The sequence below is a fragment of the Sorangium sp. So ce693 genome (assembly GCF_051521375.1).
GTDB lineage: Bacteria > Myxococcota_A > Polyangia > Polyangiales > Polyangiaceae > Sorangium > Sorangium atrum.
In genome coordinates this window covers 11,326,940-11,341,473 of sequence record NZ_CP150347.1, presented here as the reverse complement: position 1 = coordinate 11,341,473, position 14,534 = coordinate 11,326,940, and the positions used below count along the sequence as shown (strand labels likewise).

Here is a 14,534-nt window from a genome sequence, read left to right as displayed (position 1 = left end):
GCCGTTCCTTACGGGCCTGGGATTGCCGACGCAAAGGTGAACTTCGGCAGGCCACCGCGATCTCCCCGACCTCGAAGGCCAGCCTCGTGTCCTGGACCTCAGCGCCCGTCGCTGCCCGGGAGCCTCGGCGCTGCGCCCCCGGGGGCGCGCGGCGGCGCTCCGGGCGGCGCCGCGCCGTCCGCTGCCACGCGCCGCATGCAGAGCTTCAGGCCCGCGCGGAGATTTCCGACGGTCGCGATGCCCGACAGATCGAGCCCGAGGGAGACCATCGTCTGCGCCACGTTGGGCCGGATGCCCGTGATGACCCCCTCGGCGCCCAGGAGCCGGATGGCGCGGATGAGCTCGAAGAGATAACTCGCTGTCTTCGTGTCGACGACCTCGACGCCGGTGAGGTCCAGGATCGCGAAGCGGGCCCGCTTGTCCACGATGGCGGCCAGGAGGTCGTCCATCACGTCGGCGGCCCTCCTGCTGTCGACGACGCCCACCATCGGGAGGGTCAGCACGCCGTCCCAGACCTCGATGATGGGCGTCGACAGATCGCGGATCACCTGTTGCTGGCGCTCGATGAGGTCGAGCCGCGCCTTCAGCTCGTCTTCCCTGACCTTCGCCTCGGTGGCGTCGAGCGTGAAGCTGACCGCGCCGTTGCGCTCCCCGCGCTCGTCGGTCAGCGGGACGAGCCACGTCTCCCAGGCCATCCCGAACGCCTCGACCCGGGTGCGGACGAGCTCGCCCCGGACCGCCCTTCGCATCGGCTCCATGTCCATCGGCGCGGGGGGGTCGTCGAACACGTTCAATCCGACGAACTGGCCCGATCGGAGGCCGAGGGACTGGAGCGTCTTGCCCTCGTGAAAGGTGCAGAATCCATCTCGATCCATCCGGGTCACGGCCGCATCCACGGTGCCGAGGATGGCCCGGAGGATCATGTCGCCCTCCTTGAACTTCTCGACGGCCTCGACCTGCTCCGTGACATCCTGCCCGAAGCAGAGCAGCCGAATCGGCTCGCCGCCGTCGTCGAGCACGGGCGCAACCCGCCACTCGCACACGACAACGCGCCCGTCCTTGCAGGCGTGGGTGCAGCGGAGCGGGGCGCTCTCTTTCCCGAGCGCACGCCCGAAGGTCTCGGCGTCCGGCTCGCTCACGATCGTGTCCGCGAGGCGGCGGCCCACCGCTTCGTCAGCGGTATATCCAAAGATGCGTTCTGCCTCGGCGTTCCACTCGGCGACCACGAGCTCGTCGAGGTTCCCCGCGCACTCGATCACCGCGAAGGGCGCGCTGCGGACAGCCCTCATGTAACTCGCGGCGAGGCCCGGAGATCCGGGAGCAGTCCCTGTGCTCATCATCTTTCGTCCAAGGTAAACGGGGCCCGCTATCGGTGTCGAGGACGAGCGACGGGAGGCCGGCAGGGAGGACGATAGGTGAGCCGAGCTTGTGAGGTGAACTTCGTTGGGGCGCAAACGTTCACCTCCGCAGGCGGGCGTGGTCCGACCGGCGGCGCCGGGCGGGTTGCTGTGAGCCGCGCGTGGGCGCGCGCAGGGATAGGGAGCGGACACGCTTCGCCGGCGGGTGTGCAGGCGGCCGCCCCCAACCTGGGGCTGCCCCGTGGGCTCCAGTGTGCGGGGTCGCCCCCCATGTGCCGCCGCCAACCTGGGCCGCCCCGCGGGGTCGAGCCCTTCGAGGCACAAGGCACACATGGAGCGGGGGCCGCCGTCATGTTGCGGCGGACCTTGGTGACGGCACGGACCGGGGCGAGCTGCGCGACGCCTTGGTCTGAAGGTAGCCCAACGCGGGTCGTGAGCGGCCGTGAAGTGGGTGTTCCTCGCGACCCGGACGTATCCGCGCGGCGAGACCGGTCAAGTGCGGCGGCGCCACTCGCACGAGACGGTGCTTCAGCGGGTGGCGCGCGTCGCGGAGCTCGCGAATCCCCTCTGGTGTGCCCATTCGTGAACGGTTACGTTCGACAGGACGAGGAGGCGCGGCGTCTACCATGAACGCGATCGACTACCGCACGGGTGATGCGACAGATCCCGTCGGAGAGGGCGCAAGGATCATCTGCCACGTCTGCAACCGCCCGGCTCACGGAGCACGCGCAGCGTGTCAGCGCATCAATCCATATGCCAAGGATCGGTCGCGACCTGGCGGGCGGGGAGTGGCCAGCGGTCGAGTCCATTGTCCAGAGAACGCTCTGTGCCGCCGGACTGTCCGTGCACATTGATGACCTCTAGCGCAGGGATCGATACCAAGAAGATGAAGCTCATACGCGCAGAAGACAGCCATGTGATGGCGATGAGGAAATGGTTCCCCGATCGGCGAAGCTGCGAGATATGGGGTGGTCCGCAGTTCAGGTTCCCGTTTACGGACAGCACCTTCCTGGAGGACACGCGGAGCCATGTGCTGCCCTCCTATGTGATGCTCGGAGCTGATGACCAGCTTCTCGGTTTTGGCCAGTATTACCTGAGGGCCGGTCGCTGTCATCTCGGACGGCTCGTGATATCGCCCGAGCACCGGGGTGCGGGGCTGGGCCGGTGGCTCGTCGGTGGCCTTGTCGAGCTTGGCGTTCAGGAGCTCGGCGTCGGCGAATGCTCCTTGTTCGTCGTTGCGGACAACACGCCCGCAATGCGGTTATACCGGAGGCTGGGCTTCGTGGAAAGCCCGTACCCGGAAGATGACCCCGGCGTCGCATCCTTCGTGTATATGGTGGTGCTCGCAACCCGACTGGCAGAGCTGCGCCTGGGTGCCCAGCGAGGCGCTGCGAGCGACGCGCGAGATTGAGCGCGGACGCTGGGCCTGCGCCAGCTTCATTGCACCCTATCGAGGCCGTCGACCCTGTGACGAAACAAGAGATCCAAGCCTTATGCGCTGTCGCGCTTGAGTCCTTCAAGGACGTGCTCCCCCCAGAGCGCTTCCGCGATGCGCACGACTGGGTTCACCGGTACGGGGAGTGGGGGCTCGCCATGGAGCACGTCATCGACTGGATCGCCGACCTCGATCTCCCGGTCGACCAAGCCCAGTTTGGCGCCATCGAGCGCGCCATGGCGGCGATGGGATGGGCTGAGAGCTCGAGGATGAAGTGGCTCCGAGGGTATCTCGTGGCGCTCGGATCGCGGAATTCTCAGGAGGGTGAGTCCGCATGAAGCTTCACGAGCGCCATGCTGTGCATGGCGCCCTGCAGGAGGAAAGCCAGTTGCCTGAGCTCCATTTCCGCCGTTCCCATCCCGAGGACGCGGCCCGCCTTCAGGACATCCGGCGCGCGCGGCTCGCGTCGCCCTCCGACAGCGAGGCGCAGCTGAGCAGATCGCCGCCTGGCCAGGCACCTGCTCGGGCGCGGCGGTGGTACGCTGCGGCGCGATGAGCGCTTCCGCGAGCCCCGCACGCCTCCGCCTCCATCACGCTGCCTCGTCGTACTACTCGATGATCGCGCGCCTCGCGCTGGTCGAGCGCGGCGTCCCCTTCGAATCGGTAAGCGTCGACATCCACCGCAGGGCGCAGCAGCTCGCGCCGGACTACGCGCGCCTCAACCCGAACCTGACGGTGCCGACGCTGCAGGTCGACGGCCGCGTGCTCTCGCAGAGCCGCGACATCCTCCTGTTCGCGTTCGGCACGACCGAGGCCGCGCTCGACGACGCGACGCGGGGCTGGCTCGACCGCCACTACGCCTTCCCCATCGAGGAGCTCACGTTCGGGTGGCTGCTCTCGTGGAACCCGCTCGCGCGACCGGCCGTGCGAAGGACGCTCGTGGCGACGGAGAAGCGCCTGCGCCAGCTCGCGACCGAGCACGCGGACCTCGCGGACATCTACGCGCGGCGGGCCGAGGTATTCGCCGGGCGCATCAAGACGTTCGACCCGAAGGGCGTGGTGGCGATGTTCGGCGAGCGCAAGCGCGCGGCGTTCGAGCTCCTGGACGCGCTCGATGATGCGCTCGCGGATGGGCGCGAGCCGCTCGTCCCCGGTGGTTACGGGCCCGCGGACGTGGTGTGGACCGTGTTCCTCGCACGGATGGGCTTCGTGCGCCTCGACGCCGAGATCGCCAGGCGAGCACACCTCGCCCGGTACGCGAAGGCCGTCAAGGCGCGGCCGAGCTTTCGCGAGGCGGACGTGTGGGACCGGTTGAGCCCGCTGAAGTTGCTCAAACAGGTGCTCTGACGCCGCTCGTGCGCTGGTATCCGACGTTGCTGCCCGCGACGTACATGGCACAATGCGCTTTGCCGCCGGGCAGGCCGCGGCCGACCCACCATGCGGGCAGTCAGGGTCCGGCCTGCTCGTCGTGCATCCGTGCGTCGGGTGATCGCATGAAGACCTACAAGAAGGCAGATTTTCCTGTCGCGAACGTCCGGCGCTTCCTGGAGCCGGGTCCTGTGGTGCTGGTGAGCTCTGCGCACAAGGGCCAGCGGAACATCATGACGATGGGCTGGCACATGGTCATGATGCAGGAGCCGTCCCTCGTGGGGTGCTTCATCTGGGACCAGAACGATAGCTATGAGATGGTGCGGCGCAGCAAGGAGTGCGTGATCAACGTGCCCACGGTCGATCTCGTGCGCGCCGTCATCGGGATAGGGAACAGCCACGGATCCGAGGTCGACAAGTTCGAGCAGTTCGGGCTCACCGCCGTCGAGGCGACGAAGGTCGGCGCGCCCCTCATCGCCGAGTGTTATGCGAGCTTCGAGTGCAAGCTCGTCGATATGAGCGCCGTCAAGCGCTTCAGCCTGTTCGTCTTCGAGGTGGTGAAGGCGCACGTCGCGACATCGCCGCGCTATCCGACGACCGTCCACTACCGCGGCGACGGGGTGTTCATGGTGTCCGGTCGCAACGTCAGCTACCGGAGGCTCTTCAAACCGGAGAACCTGTAGGTCGCCCGGCGCAGGACTGCAACGTCGCTTCCCGAGGCCCCGCTGCCGCGATCCGCAGCTCCCGCACCCCGAGGCCGACCGTCCGAAGTGTTATCGCTGCCGCTTCGATTCAATCGCCTGCGCGATCCGGCAATGGCTCCCGCCCGCTCGCCCGCCAGCGCCGTGCGCGCCCGCAGCGACGAAGCGCGGCGGGCGCACCGGAGGCGCCGCTCGCGCGCCGTGCGCGGCTCTTCCGTGAGCATCCTCATCATGACGGCTATGCGACGCGCGGGAGGACACGCTCCCGCCGGATAGAGAGCTGAACAACCTCCTGCGATGTGCCGGCCAACCCGCCGACACGACCGAGAAATCAACGTCCTCGTCGGGAATTCCCCTCAGGACGGCTCGGTAGAAGCCCTGTCGGCGCTTGCAAGAAAGTGGACCGCCCGGCGAAGGTTCTGCTAGGGGGGTCTATCATGATCATCGCGCTCACCGGACAGAAAGGTGGGATCGGCAAGAGCACCACGGCCGTGAGCCTCGCCGTGGCCGCGCTGGCGAACGGCCGGCGTGTGCTGCTCGTCGACGCCGATCCCCAGGGGACCGTCCGCACGTGGGGCGACGTGGCCGCCGAGGCGGGGCACGATACGCCGACCGTCATGGCCATGGGCGCCTCGATGCACAAGCCGGGACAGCTGCCGGAAGTCGCCGCCGCCTACGACCTCACCGTCATCGATTGCCCGCCGCGCCACGGCGAGATCGCGCGATCGGCGCTGATGGTCGCCGACATCGCCATCTACCCCTGCGGCCCCACGGCCGCGGACGCGTGGGCCCTCACCGCAGCGCTCGAGGTGTTCCGCGAGGCCGCCGCGCTGCGGAGCGCGCTCAAGGGCTGCATCCTCATCACACGCAAGCAAGGCCGCACGGCGCTCGGCAAATCGGCGCGCGCGGTGCTCGAGACGTCGGGCTTGCCGGTGCTCTCCACGGAGCTCGGCTATCGCATCGCCTACCAGGAGTCCCTCGCCTGCGGGCAAGGGGTGACGGGCTACGCACCGCGGGACGCCGCGGCCAGAGAGATCACCCACCTTCTCGAAGAACTGGAGAAGCTTCACCATGGCCAAAAAGCAAGTCGCGGTCTCGCTACGAAAGCCGCCGTCGCCTGAAAAGGCCGACGCGTTCGTCGCGGGCGGCGAGGGCGGCAAAGCGGCAGACGACGTCGTGAGGTCGAGGCCCGCCGCAGATCAGCGCGCGCACGACGGCGAGAAGCCCGTCGAGGCGCGCCACGAGCGAGCGCCGGAGGCGCCCGAGGCGCAGCAGGAGCGCTCGCAGGAGGCGCGTCCAGACGCCGAGCCGCCCGCGGCGACGGCGCCGCAGGCGGCGAGCGCCGCCGCCGGGCCCCAGGCGCTCGCCACCACCTCGGAGCCGCACGCCGGCCCACCGGTGCTCCTCGGGAACGACGGCCGCTCCCGGCGCGCGGTCACCGTCTACCTGCCCGATCCGCTCGCGGATCGGCTGCTGCTCCATTGCATCGAGAACGATCGCGACATGAGCAACCTGGTCGGCGAGGCGGTCGAGGTCCACCTCGACAAGCGCCTCGGACCGGCGTCCGTCTCCGCGGCTCCGGCCGAGGCCGCCGCCCCCCGCGAGGCGCCGCCCCCGAGCGCGAGCTACCGCACCGAACCGTTCCGTCCGGCGGACACCGGCCCGAAAGGGCGGGTCGGTCGCGTGGTCCAGGTCGGCCGGGTGCTGATGACGCTCTGGCGGCAGCGGCCCCGGGCGAGCTGACCGACCCGCGCGCATCGACTCCGCCCCTCTCGCACCTGACTGGCGCGGCCGCCTCGACAGGAGTTGACGTTCGCGTCCGTCTCGCCAATGAGAAGCTAGGAGACAATGGACGTCGAAGAAAAACTCTTGAACATCCTCCTCGTCGAAGACGACGACGTCGACGTGATGAACGTCCGCCGGGCGTTCAAGCGGAACAATATCTCGAATCCCCTCTGGGTCGCCGGGAACGGCGTCGAGGCCCTCGAGATGCTGCGCAGCGGCGTCGTCCCGGTGGAGCGGCGCCTCATCCTGCTCGACCTGAACATGCCCAAGATGAACGGGATCGAGTTCCTGCGCGAGCTGCGGGCCGATCCAGAGCTCGGGGCCACGTCGGTTGTCGTGTTGACCACATCGAACGACGATCGCGACAAGGTGGGAGCCTACAACCTCAACGTCGCTGGCTATCTCCTCAAGCCGGTCACATTCCTCAGCTTCGTCGAGCTCATGGCGGCGCTGAACAAGTACTGGAGACTTGTGGAGCTACCGTAGCGAAACACATCGTCTTTCTGGTTCTTGTCGTGACGGCGAGCGCCCCGCGCGGCGCGCGCACACACGCGGTCGGAGCGTCGGCCGAGGAGGCGTCCGCCGAGATCCCGTGCGCGTCGCGCGTTGAGCGGAGGCGGCCCGGGGAAGCGCGGCTACTTGCTGCGCTTGACGACGCCGAGCGCCTTCTGCGCCGCCTTGACGGCCGCCTGCGCTTCCTTGCCGGGGGCGCTCGAGAGCGCCGCGATGAGCGCCGTCGCGACCTCGCGCCGGCTGTGCGCGTGCACGTCCGCGAGCTTCAGGTAGAGCGGCGCCTTGTCGGCGAGATCGGCGTCGCCGCGCCGCGCCTCGATCCGCTCGACGAGGCAGGCGGCCACCGCGGCGTCGTCCATCTTCTTCAGCGCGTCGAGCGCCGCCGCGCGCTTCGCGAGCTCCGGCCGGGCCTCGATGAGGTCCACGAGCGGCGTGAGCGCCACGGGGCCGAACGCGCGGATCGCGTCCGCCACGATGCCGGGCTTGTAGCCGTCGGCGTAGGCCGAGAGGAGCTCGCTCAGCCCGCGGACGTCGCCGAGGAAGCCGAGCGCGTACGCGGCGATCTTCGCCTCCTGCTCGTTCTCGCTCCGGCTCGCCAGCATCCGGACGAAGGTCTCGACCATCTCGACGTCGCCGAGCTGCGCCAGCGCGTAGGCGGCCTCCTCGCGGACGCCGCGGGCGACGTCCCCGTAGAATGCGCGGCGGAGCGCCGGCAGCGCGGCGAGGTCGCCCAGCTCGGAGAGCGCCTTCAGCGCCTCGAGCCGCTCCTCCTTGGTCGGCGCGGCGCCCAGCGTCTTCGCGAGCTCGTGCACGCGCCCGAGCCGCGCGGCGCGCCGCGCGCGCACCCAGTCGCCTCCCGGACCGGCCGGCTGTGTGGCGTGCGTGGCGTGCGCGACGTCGATCACGTCGAGCGCGTCGCGGGCGAGCGCCCGCAGGCCGGCGTCCTTCGCGTGCTCCTCGACCTTGCGGAGCATCGCCGTGGCCTCGGCGCGGGCCGGGCCGCCGTGCAGCACGACCGCCTGCAGCACCCGCACCGCCGTCAGCTTCGCCACGCGGCCCGCCTTCACCGTGAGCGCCTTCTCCGCGGCGGCGATCGCCTCCGCCCCGAGCGGCGCGAACGTCCTCGCGATGGTCGGCGTCGCGGTGCCGTCCGCCCAGAGCGGGAAGATGTTCGCCACGAGCTCGCTCGCCGGCAGCGCCGCGTAGTAGCGCGCGTGGTGGACCGCGGCGACGTAGCGGTTCATCGCGCCCGCCGCGCGCCGACGCGCCACCTCGTCCGGGGAGAGCGCCTCGTCGGGCCGCGCCACGGCGACGCTCTCGTAGGTCGGCACGCGCTCGGTCGAGGCGCGGTCGATCTGCGTCGCGCCGGCCAGGCGGACGAGCGCCATCTCGAGCACCTGGTAGAGCTTGATGAAGTCGTCGAGCCGATCGGCCGGCTCGGGCCGCTGCGGCAGCGCCTGGAGCAGCGCGGCCTGCTTCTCGAGGCGGAGGTCGCGCAGCCGCGCGGCCAGCGGGTCCGTCGCGCGCGCGCTGAGCCCGGTCAGGCCCGTGACGAGCGCCTCGGCGAGCTCCTCGCGGACCTCGCCGAGCGCGATGGCGGCGGGCGAGGCGCCCGCCTCGCGGGCGGCGGCGTTCCACGCGGAGCCCTCGAGCGGCCCGCCCCGCGCCGCGCTCCCCTGCTCGGCGCCCTGATCGAGGACAGCGCGCAGCTCCAGGCCGAGCGGCCCCTCGACGACGGCGGCGAGCGGCCACAGCGTGGGCAGCGCGGCGTCGATGCCGACGTCCCCGAGCAGCGCGCGGAGCCGCGCGTCGCGGAGCGAGCCGGCGAGCCGCTCCTCGAGCGCCGGGTCGTCGGGCAGGTGGAGCGCCTCCCCCTTGTCGTCGACGGCCGAGAGCCGCGCGCCGCGCGCGAAGAGCGTGTCGGTGAGCACCGCCACGGGCACGAGGTCGGGCGCGAAGACGTCCTTGCGGTGCTCCTGGAGCGCCGCGAGCGCCGCGCCGACGTCGGGCAGCGCCCGCGCGAGCACGGACTCGAGGGCGCCGGCGTCGAGCGGGCGCTTGTCGCCGAGATCGCTGAAGTCGACGCGCAGCGGCGGGTAGCCCGGGTAGGTCGTCGCGCGCGCCCCGGCGAGCACCTCGCCGGCGAAGCTCCGCTTCGGCTCGGTCCGCTTCGCCAGGAACACCGGGAGGATCTGCTTCTCGCTGAAGTGGCGGCCGGACTCGAGGTCGATGAAGCGGCTCTCCCGGATGACGAAATCGTCGCTCGTCGTCCGCGTCGAGAAGGCGTACTCGACGAGCGTGAGGTCCCCGGCGGGCTTCCTGTCGGACGCCTTCCACGTCTTGCCGACGAGCTCCTCGACGTGGCGGTCGTCGAGCGGCTCGCCCGCGAGGTGCTTCTCCAGCTTGCGGGCGGTGAGCAGGAGATCGGCCATCACGTTGGCGTAGGCGACCGCCGGCAGCGCGCCGCGGGGAGCGCCTTTGGCCTGCCGGCCCCCCGCGGCCTGCCTGCGGAGCAGCGCGGCGAGGTCGAGCGTCCGCGCCGAGAGGCGCCGGAGACGGTTCTCCCGGAGCGCCTCGGCGAGCTTCTCCATCTGCTCGATGCGGTCGCCCCCGATCGTCGCGACGCCGGACACGCCGAGCTCGCGCACGAGCGTGCCGACCTGCTCGACGCCGGACTTCATCATGGCCTGCGCGTTCGCGCTGCCCTTCTTCACGCTCTTGCGCGCGGTGTCCCCGCCCGGCGCGCCCGGCGGCGCCGCCTCGCTCACGGCGAACGACTCGGGCGCGCGCGCCCACGCGACGAGCAGCGCCGCCGCGTGCTTACAGAACGCGGTGTTGAAGGTCCGCGCCGGGCAGGAGCAGCGCCCCTTGAACGCCGGCGCCGGCGCGTCGCTGTAGACGAGCGACACCTTGTAGGGCGAGGCTCCGGAGCCCTTGGCGTCGCAGAACAGCTTGTTTTCGTAGCGCGCGAGGTTCAGGAGCTGCCCGCCGTCGTAGAGCAGCGTGCCCTTCTTGAGCTCTCCCGCGTCCTGGATGAACGCCCGGAGCTCGCCGGCCCCGATGCGCTTCACGTCGCCCGGGGCCGCGCTCACGGCGCCTCCGCGGGCGAGCGCGCCGGGCGCGGCGACGTGGGGATCTCGTCGTTCGGGAGCAGCGGATGGGCGGCCGGCATCGGCCTGGAAGCCTATCACGGGCGGTAGCGCGGGAGCTCCTCGCTGCCTCCGGCCGCCTCCCCCGGATCGGGCCATCGGCTCATGAGATCAGGCCCTCGGGCCGTCAGGCCGGCTGTGCGGCGGCGCCGGCGCGCTCCGCCGCGGCCTCGCCGAGGCGCGGGTAGTCGATGTAGCCGCGCGGGCCCTCGGAGTAGAAGGTCGCGACGTCGGGCGTGTTGAGCGGCGCGCGGCGCGACAGGCGCTCCGGAAGATCGGGGTTGGCCAGGAACGGCGCGCCGAAGGAGACGAGATCCGCCGCGCCGGTCCGCAGCGCTTCCTCCGCGGTCTCCAGCGTGTAGCCGCCGTTCACGACGAGGGCGCCGCGGAACCGCTCGCGGAGCAGGGGCGTCACCCGCTCCGCGGCGCCGAGCGCCTGCCCCGAGAGCGGCTCCACGACGTGCAGATAGACGACCTTGCGCGCCGAGAGCTCGGCGGCGACGTGGCCGAAGAGCGCCCTCGGATCGGAGTCGCTCATGTCGTTGAAGTCGGCCAGCGGCGAGAGCCGCACGCCGACCCGGTCGGCGCCGAACACCCCGGTCACGGCCTCGGTGATCTCGAGCAGGAACCGCGCCCGGTTCTCGACCGAGCCGCCGTACCGATCCGTCCTCTGGTTCACGCCGTTCCGGAGGAACTGGTCGATGAGGTAGCCGTTCGCCGCGTGGATCTCGACTCCATCGAAGCCGGCGGCCTTGGCCCGGCGCGCGCCGTCCTCGAACCGCGCGACCACGCCGGCGATCTCGCCCGTCTCCAGGGCGCGCGGGGTGGTGTACGGCTGCGGGCCCTCGGGCGTGTACGCGTGGCCCTTGCGGATCGCGACGGCCGAGGACGAGACGGGCGCCTGCCGGTTCGGCTGGAACGAGGGGTGCGACGCCCGCCCGACGTGCCAGAGCTGAAGGAAGCCGCGCCCCCCCGTCCGGTGGATCGCGTCCGTCACGAGCCGCCACCCGGCGACCTGCGCGTCCGTGTGGATGCCAGGTGTGCGGAGATATCCCACGCCCTCCGGGGTGACCTGCGTCGCCTCGGTGATGATGAAGCCCGCAGAGGAGCGCTGCTCGTAGTACCGCGCGTTGAGCTCGGTCGGCACATTGCCCTCGCCCGCGCGGCAGCGCGTCAGCGGCGCCATCACGAGGCGGTTCGGCAGCGAGAGGGGGCCGAGCGCGAAGGGGCTGAAGAGCAGGTCTTTGGCGGTGGTCACGATCGATGCTCCTTGCAAAGAAGATGTAGCTTCCGAAAGGGAAGTGGCATCCGTTCGGCGAGCATCATGAATCTGCACTGCACGATGTCAAGTTACTTCCCTTTTGGAAGTGAACAGGTCATGCTGGTGTCTGGGACGACACATGAAGCACGCGTGCCAGCACCTCTGCGAGAAGTTTCAGGTCGCGATGGACGTGCTCGCGAAGCCCTGGAACGGGCTCATCATTGCGACGCTCGAGGAGGGGGCGCTGCGCTTCGGCGAGATCGGCGAGCGGCTCGACGCGATCAGCGATCGGATGCTCTCCAGCCGGCTGAAGGAGCTCGAGGCGCTGGGCCTCGTGGTGCGGCGCGTCCTGCCGGGGCCCCCTGTGCGCGTGGAGTACGAGCTGACCGACGCCGGGCGGGGATTCGGCGAGGTGGCGCAGGCGATCTCGCGGTGGGGAGAGCGGCTCGCGGTGAGCGCGGCGCGCGGCGGAGGGGCGAAGCGCGGCGCGCGCGCGGCGCGGGCGGCACGGTGACGACCGCGGCGAAGCGCGCGCGGGCGTCATCCACGTCATCCACGTAGCGTCCACGCAGGTCGCGTGACGGATGTCACGAAGGAGTCCGCCCGCTCCTGAGCAGCGCTCAGGCAATACCTGACGCCGAGCGCTCGTGCGGCGAGGTAGCGGCAAGGTAGCGAGATGAGCGCCTCTGTCGATCTCGAGGTTGCGCTTGCCGCTCCGGTGGAATGGTGATGTAATTCGAGGGCTTCGCATCTCGGTGGCTGATAAAATGGGGTGCAGATTCGTGGGATACGAGCTCAGCCGTTAGGCCGGCGAGCGAGGCGTACGAAAGTACGCTGCAGCGCGCCGAACGACGCGGATGAGCTCGCCAAATACGAAGACGCACCCCGCGACAACGCGAAGCGTCAACGCGAGGGCGTCCCCTGGGGGTCGCGGTGGATCGCCGTATGGTACTGCAGCACCAGCGCCGACCGGGGGGGATGAGGCTCGCGCACCAGTTCTGGTTGTCTCTCGTCCTCCCCATCGCGATGGCCATCCTGCTGTATGGCATCTTCGCGTCGGCGCACCGCAAGCAGGTCCTGCGGGAGGAGGCCACGGCGGAGCTCCGCAACTACGCCACCCTGCTCCAGGCGTTCGTCGAGAGCGCGCTGCAGCGCAGGGACGTCGCGCTCGTCCGGCGGAGGGCAGAGGACTTCGCGAGCGCCGAGCGCATCCTCGGCATCGCCGCGTTCACCAGGGAAGGTGAGGCGATCTTCATCACGAAGGGAGTCGAGCACGAGGCGGAGCGCCTCGAGCAGCTCGCGCGCCGGGCGTTCCTCGAAGGCGGCGACATCGAGGAGGCCGGCAGCCTGGCCGAGCAATCCGTGCTGCTCCGCACGGTTTACATCCGGCCGAGCAGCGCCAATCAGCCCCTGGTCGCCGTCCTTGTGCGCGATCGTCACTACGTCGAGGTGCTGGAGAGGACGTTGAACCACGGCCTCGCGGTGACCGGCGTCGTGCTGCTGCTGGTCAGCGCGGTCGTCGCCGGGCTCGTCGGGCGCTTCACGGTCGCGCTCCCCGCGCGCGCCATCCTCGCCGGGGCCGAGCGCGTCGCGAGCGGCGATCTGGACGCGGCCGTGCCCGAGCGGGGCGCCGAGGAGCTCTCTCGCCTGGCGAGCGCCTTCAACACGATGACCTGTTCTCTCCGCGAGGCGCGGGAGCGCGCGGTGCGGGAGGAGGCGGCGCGCGTGAACGGGGAGCGCAAGCTGCAGCAGGCGCAGGCGCTCGCCGCCGCGGGGCAGGTGGCGACCTCGCTCGGCCACGAGATCGGATCGCCGCTGAACGTGATCCATGGCCGCGCGCGCCGCGCGGCCGACCTGCCCGGCTGCCCAGAGCACCTGCGCGCCGAGCTGGAGACCATCGCGCGGCAATCCGAGCGGATCACGCGCGTCGTCTCTCGCCTCGTCTCCCTCGCTCGGCCGCCGAGACCGCAGCAGGCGGACAGCGATCTCCGGCGCGTCATCGACGATGTGGTCGCTTTCCTGGGCCCGGAGTGCAGGAGGCGCGGCATCGAGCCGAGCGTCCTGTGCCCGGTCGAGGGCGCCGCCAGGGTGCGCGTCGCCCTCGACTCCGATCGTCTGTTTCAGGTCGTGTTCAATCTGTGCCTGAACGCCGTCGAGGCCCAATCCCGCGGCGGCGAGCTCGTGGTGAGCGTCCTGCCCGAGTGCGATGGTCCAGCGGGCTCTAGCGTCGTCTGCTTCGAGGTCGCCGACGCGGGGCCGGGGATCCCCGCCGAGGATCTGCACCGGATCTTCGACCCGTTCTTCACGACGAAGGCGGCCGGCGGCGGGAGCGGGCTCGGGCTCGCGATCGTCCGTGGGATCGTCGAGGAAGCCGGCGGCTCGGTGGAGACCGCCGCCTCGGCGACAGGCGGGGCGCGCTTCAGGATCACCTTGCCCGCGATCGCGTCCGATTCACCGGCGAGCGCGGAAGCGAGCTCGGAGTCAAGTAGAGGGGGTAAAGAGGAAGGGCAGAAAGCATGAGTCTGAGCTCACCGAGCGTGTTGGTTGTCGAAGACGACGATGATCTCGGCCGGTTCGTCGTTGACATCGCCAAGGACCACGGCTACCAGGCGACGCACGTGGCCGATGCGATGTCGGGCCTCGGCCTGCTGCCGTCGGGGGACTTCGACCTGCTGATCACCGACATCCGCATGCCGGGGATGGACGGCATCGAGCTGATCGCGCGGGCGAAGAAGCAAGATCCGTCGCTGGCGATCATCGCGATCACCGCGTTCGGCTCCGTCGAGACCGGGATGCGCGCCCTCCGCGTCGGCGCCTCCGACTACCTCTCCAAACCTTTCCGCTCCGATGAGCTAAGCTCTCGCATGCGACGCGCGCTCGAGCGTCGCGCTCGCGATATCGAGCATGCTCGTCTCCAGCGGCAAGTCGCAGAAGTATTGCGCCGCGGCAAGTCGTGAAACGGCG

13 protein-coding genes are annotated in these 14,534 nt (G+C 70.5%); 10 read left to right on the top strand and 3 right to left on the bottom strand.

Going from position 1 to position 14,534, the window contains the following annotated elements:
- Positions 1–98: 98 nt before the first annotated feature.
- Positions 99–1,289 (bottom strand): PAS domain S-box protein, encoded by a 1,191-nt coding sequence (locus WMF14_RS42285; protein WP_437796098.1) that lies wholly within the window; start codon positions 1,287–1,289, stop codon positions 99–101.
- 955 nt (positions 1,290–2,244) lie between these two features.
- Between WMF14_RS42285 and WMF14_RS42280 the strand changes: the two genes are divergently transcribed.
- The 7 genes from WMF14_RS42280 (at position 2,245) to WMF14_RS42250 (ending at position 7,133) form a co-directional block, all read left to right on the top strand.
- Positions 2,245–2,769 carry a GNAT family N-acetyltransferase gene (locus WMF14_RS42280; RefSeq protein WP_437796096.1) on the top strand — a complete coding sequence of 175 codons (525 nt, stop codon included), beginning with the start codon at positions 2,245–2,247 and terminating at the stop codon, positions 2,767–2,769.
- A 56-nt stretch (positions 2,770–2,825) separates the two neighbouring features.
- Positions 2,826–3,131 (top strand): MafI family immunity protein, encoded by a 306-nt coding sequence (locus WMF14_RS42275; protein ID WP_437796093.1) that lies wholly within the window; start codon positions 2,826–2,828, stop codon positions 3,129–3,131.
- A 214-nt stretch (positions 3,132–3,345) separates the two neighbouring features.
- The gene (locus tag WMF14_RS42270) at positions 3,346–4,140 is read left to right on the top strand and encodes a glutathione S-transferase family protein (RefSeq protein ID WP_437796091.1); all 795 of its coding nucleotides are present in this window, start codon (positions 3,346–3,348) and stop codon (positions 4,138–4,140) included.
- A 146-nt stretch (positions 4,141–4,286) separates the two neighbouring features.
- The gene (locus tag WMF14_RS42265; RefSeq protein WP_437796088.1) at positions 4,287–4,844 is read left to right on the top strand and encodes a flavin reductase family protein; all 558 of its coding nucleotides are present in this window, start codon (positions 4,287–4,289) and stop codon (positions 4,842–4,844) included.
- A 416-nt stretch (positions 4,845–5,260) separates the two neighbouring features.
- Positions 5,261–5,983: a ParA family partition ATPase gene (parA, locus tag WMF14_RS42260; RefSeq protein ID WP_437796085.1), complete on the top strand. Its 723-nt coding sequence runs from the start codon at positions 5,261–5,263 to the stop codon at positions 5,981–5,983.
- Complete coding sequence (locus WMF14_RS42255; RefSeq protein ID WP_437796082.1) at positions 5,934–6,605, top strand: hypothetical protein; 672 nt, start codon at positions 5,934–5,936, stop codon at positions 6,603–6,605. Before parA ends, WMF14_RS42255 begins: the two co-directional genes overlap by 50 nt.
- A 105-nt stretch (positions 6,606–6,710) precedes the next feature.
- On the top strand, positions 6,711–7,133 hold the full coding sequence (locus WMF14_RS42250; protein ID WP_272102242.1) for a response regulator: 423 nt from the start codon (positions 6,711–6,713) through the stop codon (positions 7,131–7,133).
- A gap of 149 nt (positions 7,134–7,282) precedes the next feature.
- On the opposite strand, the gene WMF14_RS42245 is transcribed toward WMF14_RS42250, so the two are convergent.
- The gene (locus tag WMF14_RS42245; protein ID WP_437796079.1) at positions 7,283–10,252 is read right to left on the bottom strand and encodes a HEAT repeat domain-containing protein; all 2,970 of its coding nucleotides are present in this window, start codon (positions 10,250–10,252) and stop codon (positions 7,283–7,285) included.
- Between the two features lie 184 nt (positions 10,253–10,436).
- The gene (locus WMF14_RS42240) at positions 10,437–11,567 is read right to left on the bottom strand and encodes an alkene reductase (RefSeq protein WP_437796076.1); all 1,131 of its coding nucleotides are present in this window, start codon (positions 11,565–11,567) and stop codon (positions 10,437–10,439) included.
- Between the two features lie 142 nt (positions 11,568–11,709).
- Here WMF14_RS42240 and WMF14_RS42235 point away from each other — a divergent pair, with 142 nt between their 5' ends.
- The 3 genes from WMF14_RS42235 (at position 11,710) to WMF14_RS42225 (ending at position 14,527) form a co-directional block, all read left to right on the top strand.
- Positions 11,710–12,084: a winged helix-turn-helix transcriptional regulator gene (locus WMF14_RS42235; RefSeq protein WP_437325617.1), complete on the top strand. Its 375-nt coding sequence runs from the start codon at positions 11,710–11,712 to the stop codon at positions 12,082–12,084.
- A 431-nt stretch (positions 12,085–12,515) separates the two neighbouring features.
- Complete coding sequence (locus tag WMF14_RS42230; RefSeq protein ID WP_437796073.1) at positions 12,516–14,090, top strand: ATP-binding protein; 1,575 nt, start codon at positions 12,516–12,518, stop codon at positions 14,088–14,090.
- Positions 14,087–14,527, top strand: a complete 441-nt coding sequence (locus WMF14_RS42225; RefSeq protein WP_272102247.1) for a response regulator — start codon at positions 14,087–14,089, stop codon at positions 14,525–14,527. The genes WMF14_RS42230 and WMF14_RS42225 overlap by 4 nt, the downstream gene beginning before the upstream one ends.
- The last annotated feature ends 7 nt before the right edge of the window (positions 14,528–14,534 follow it).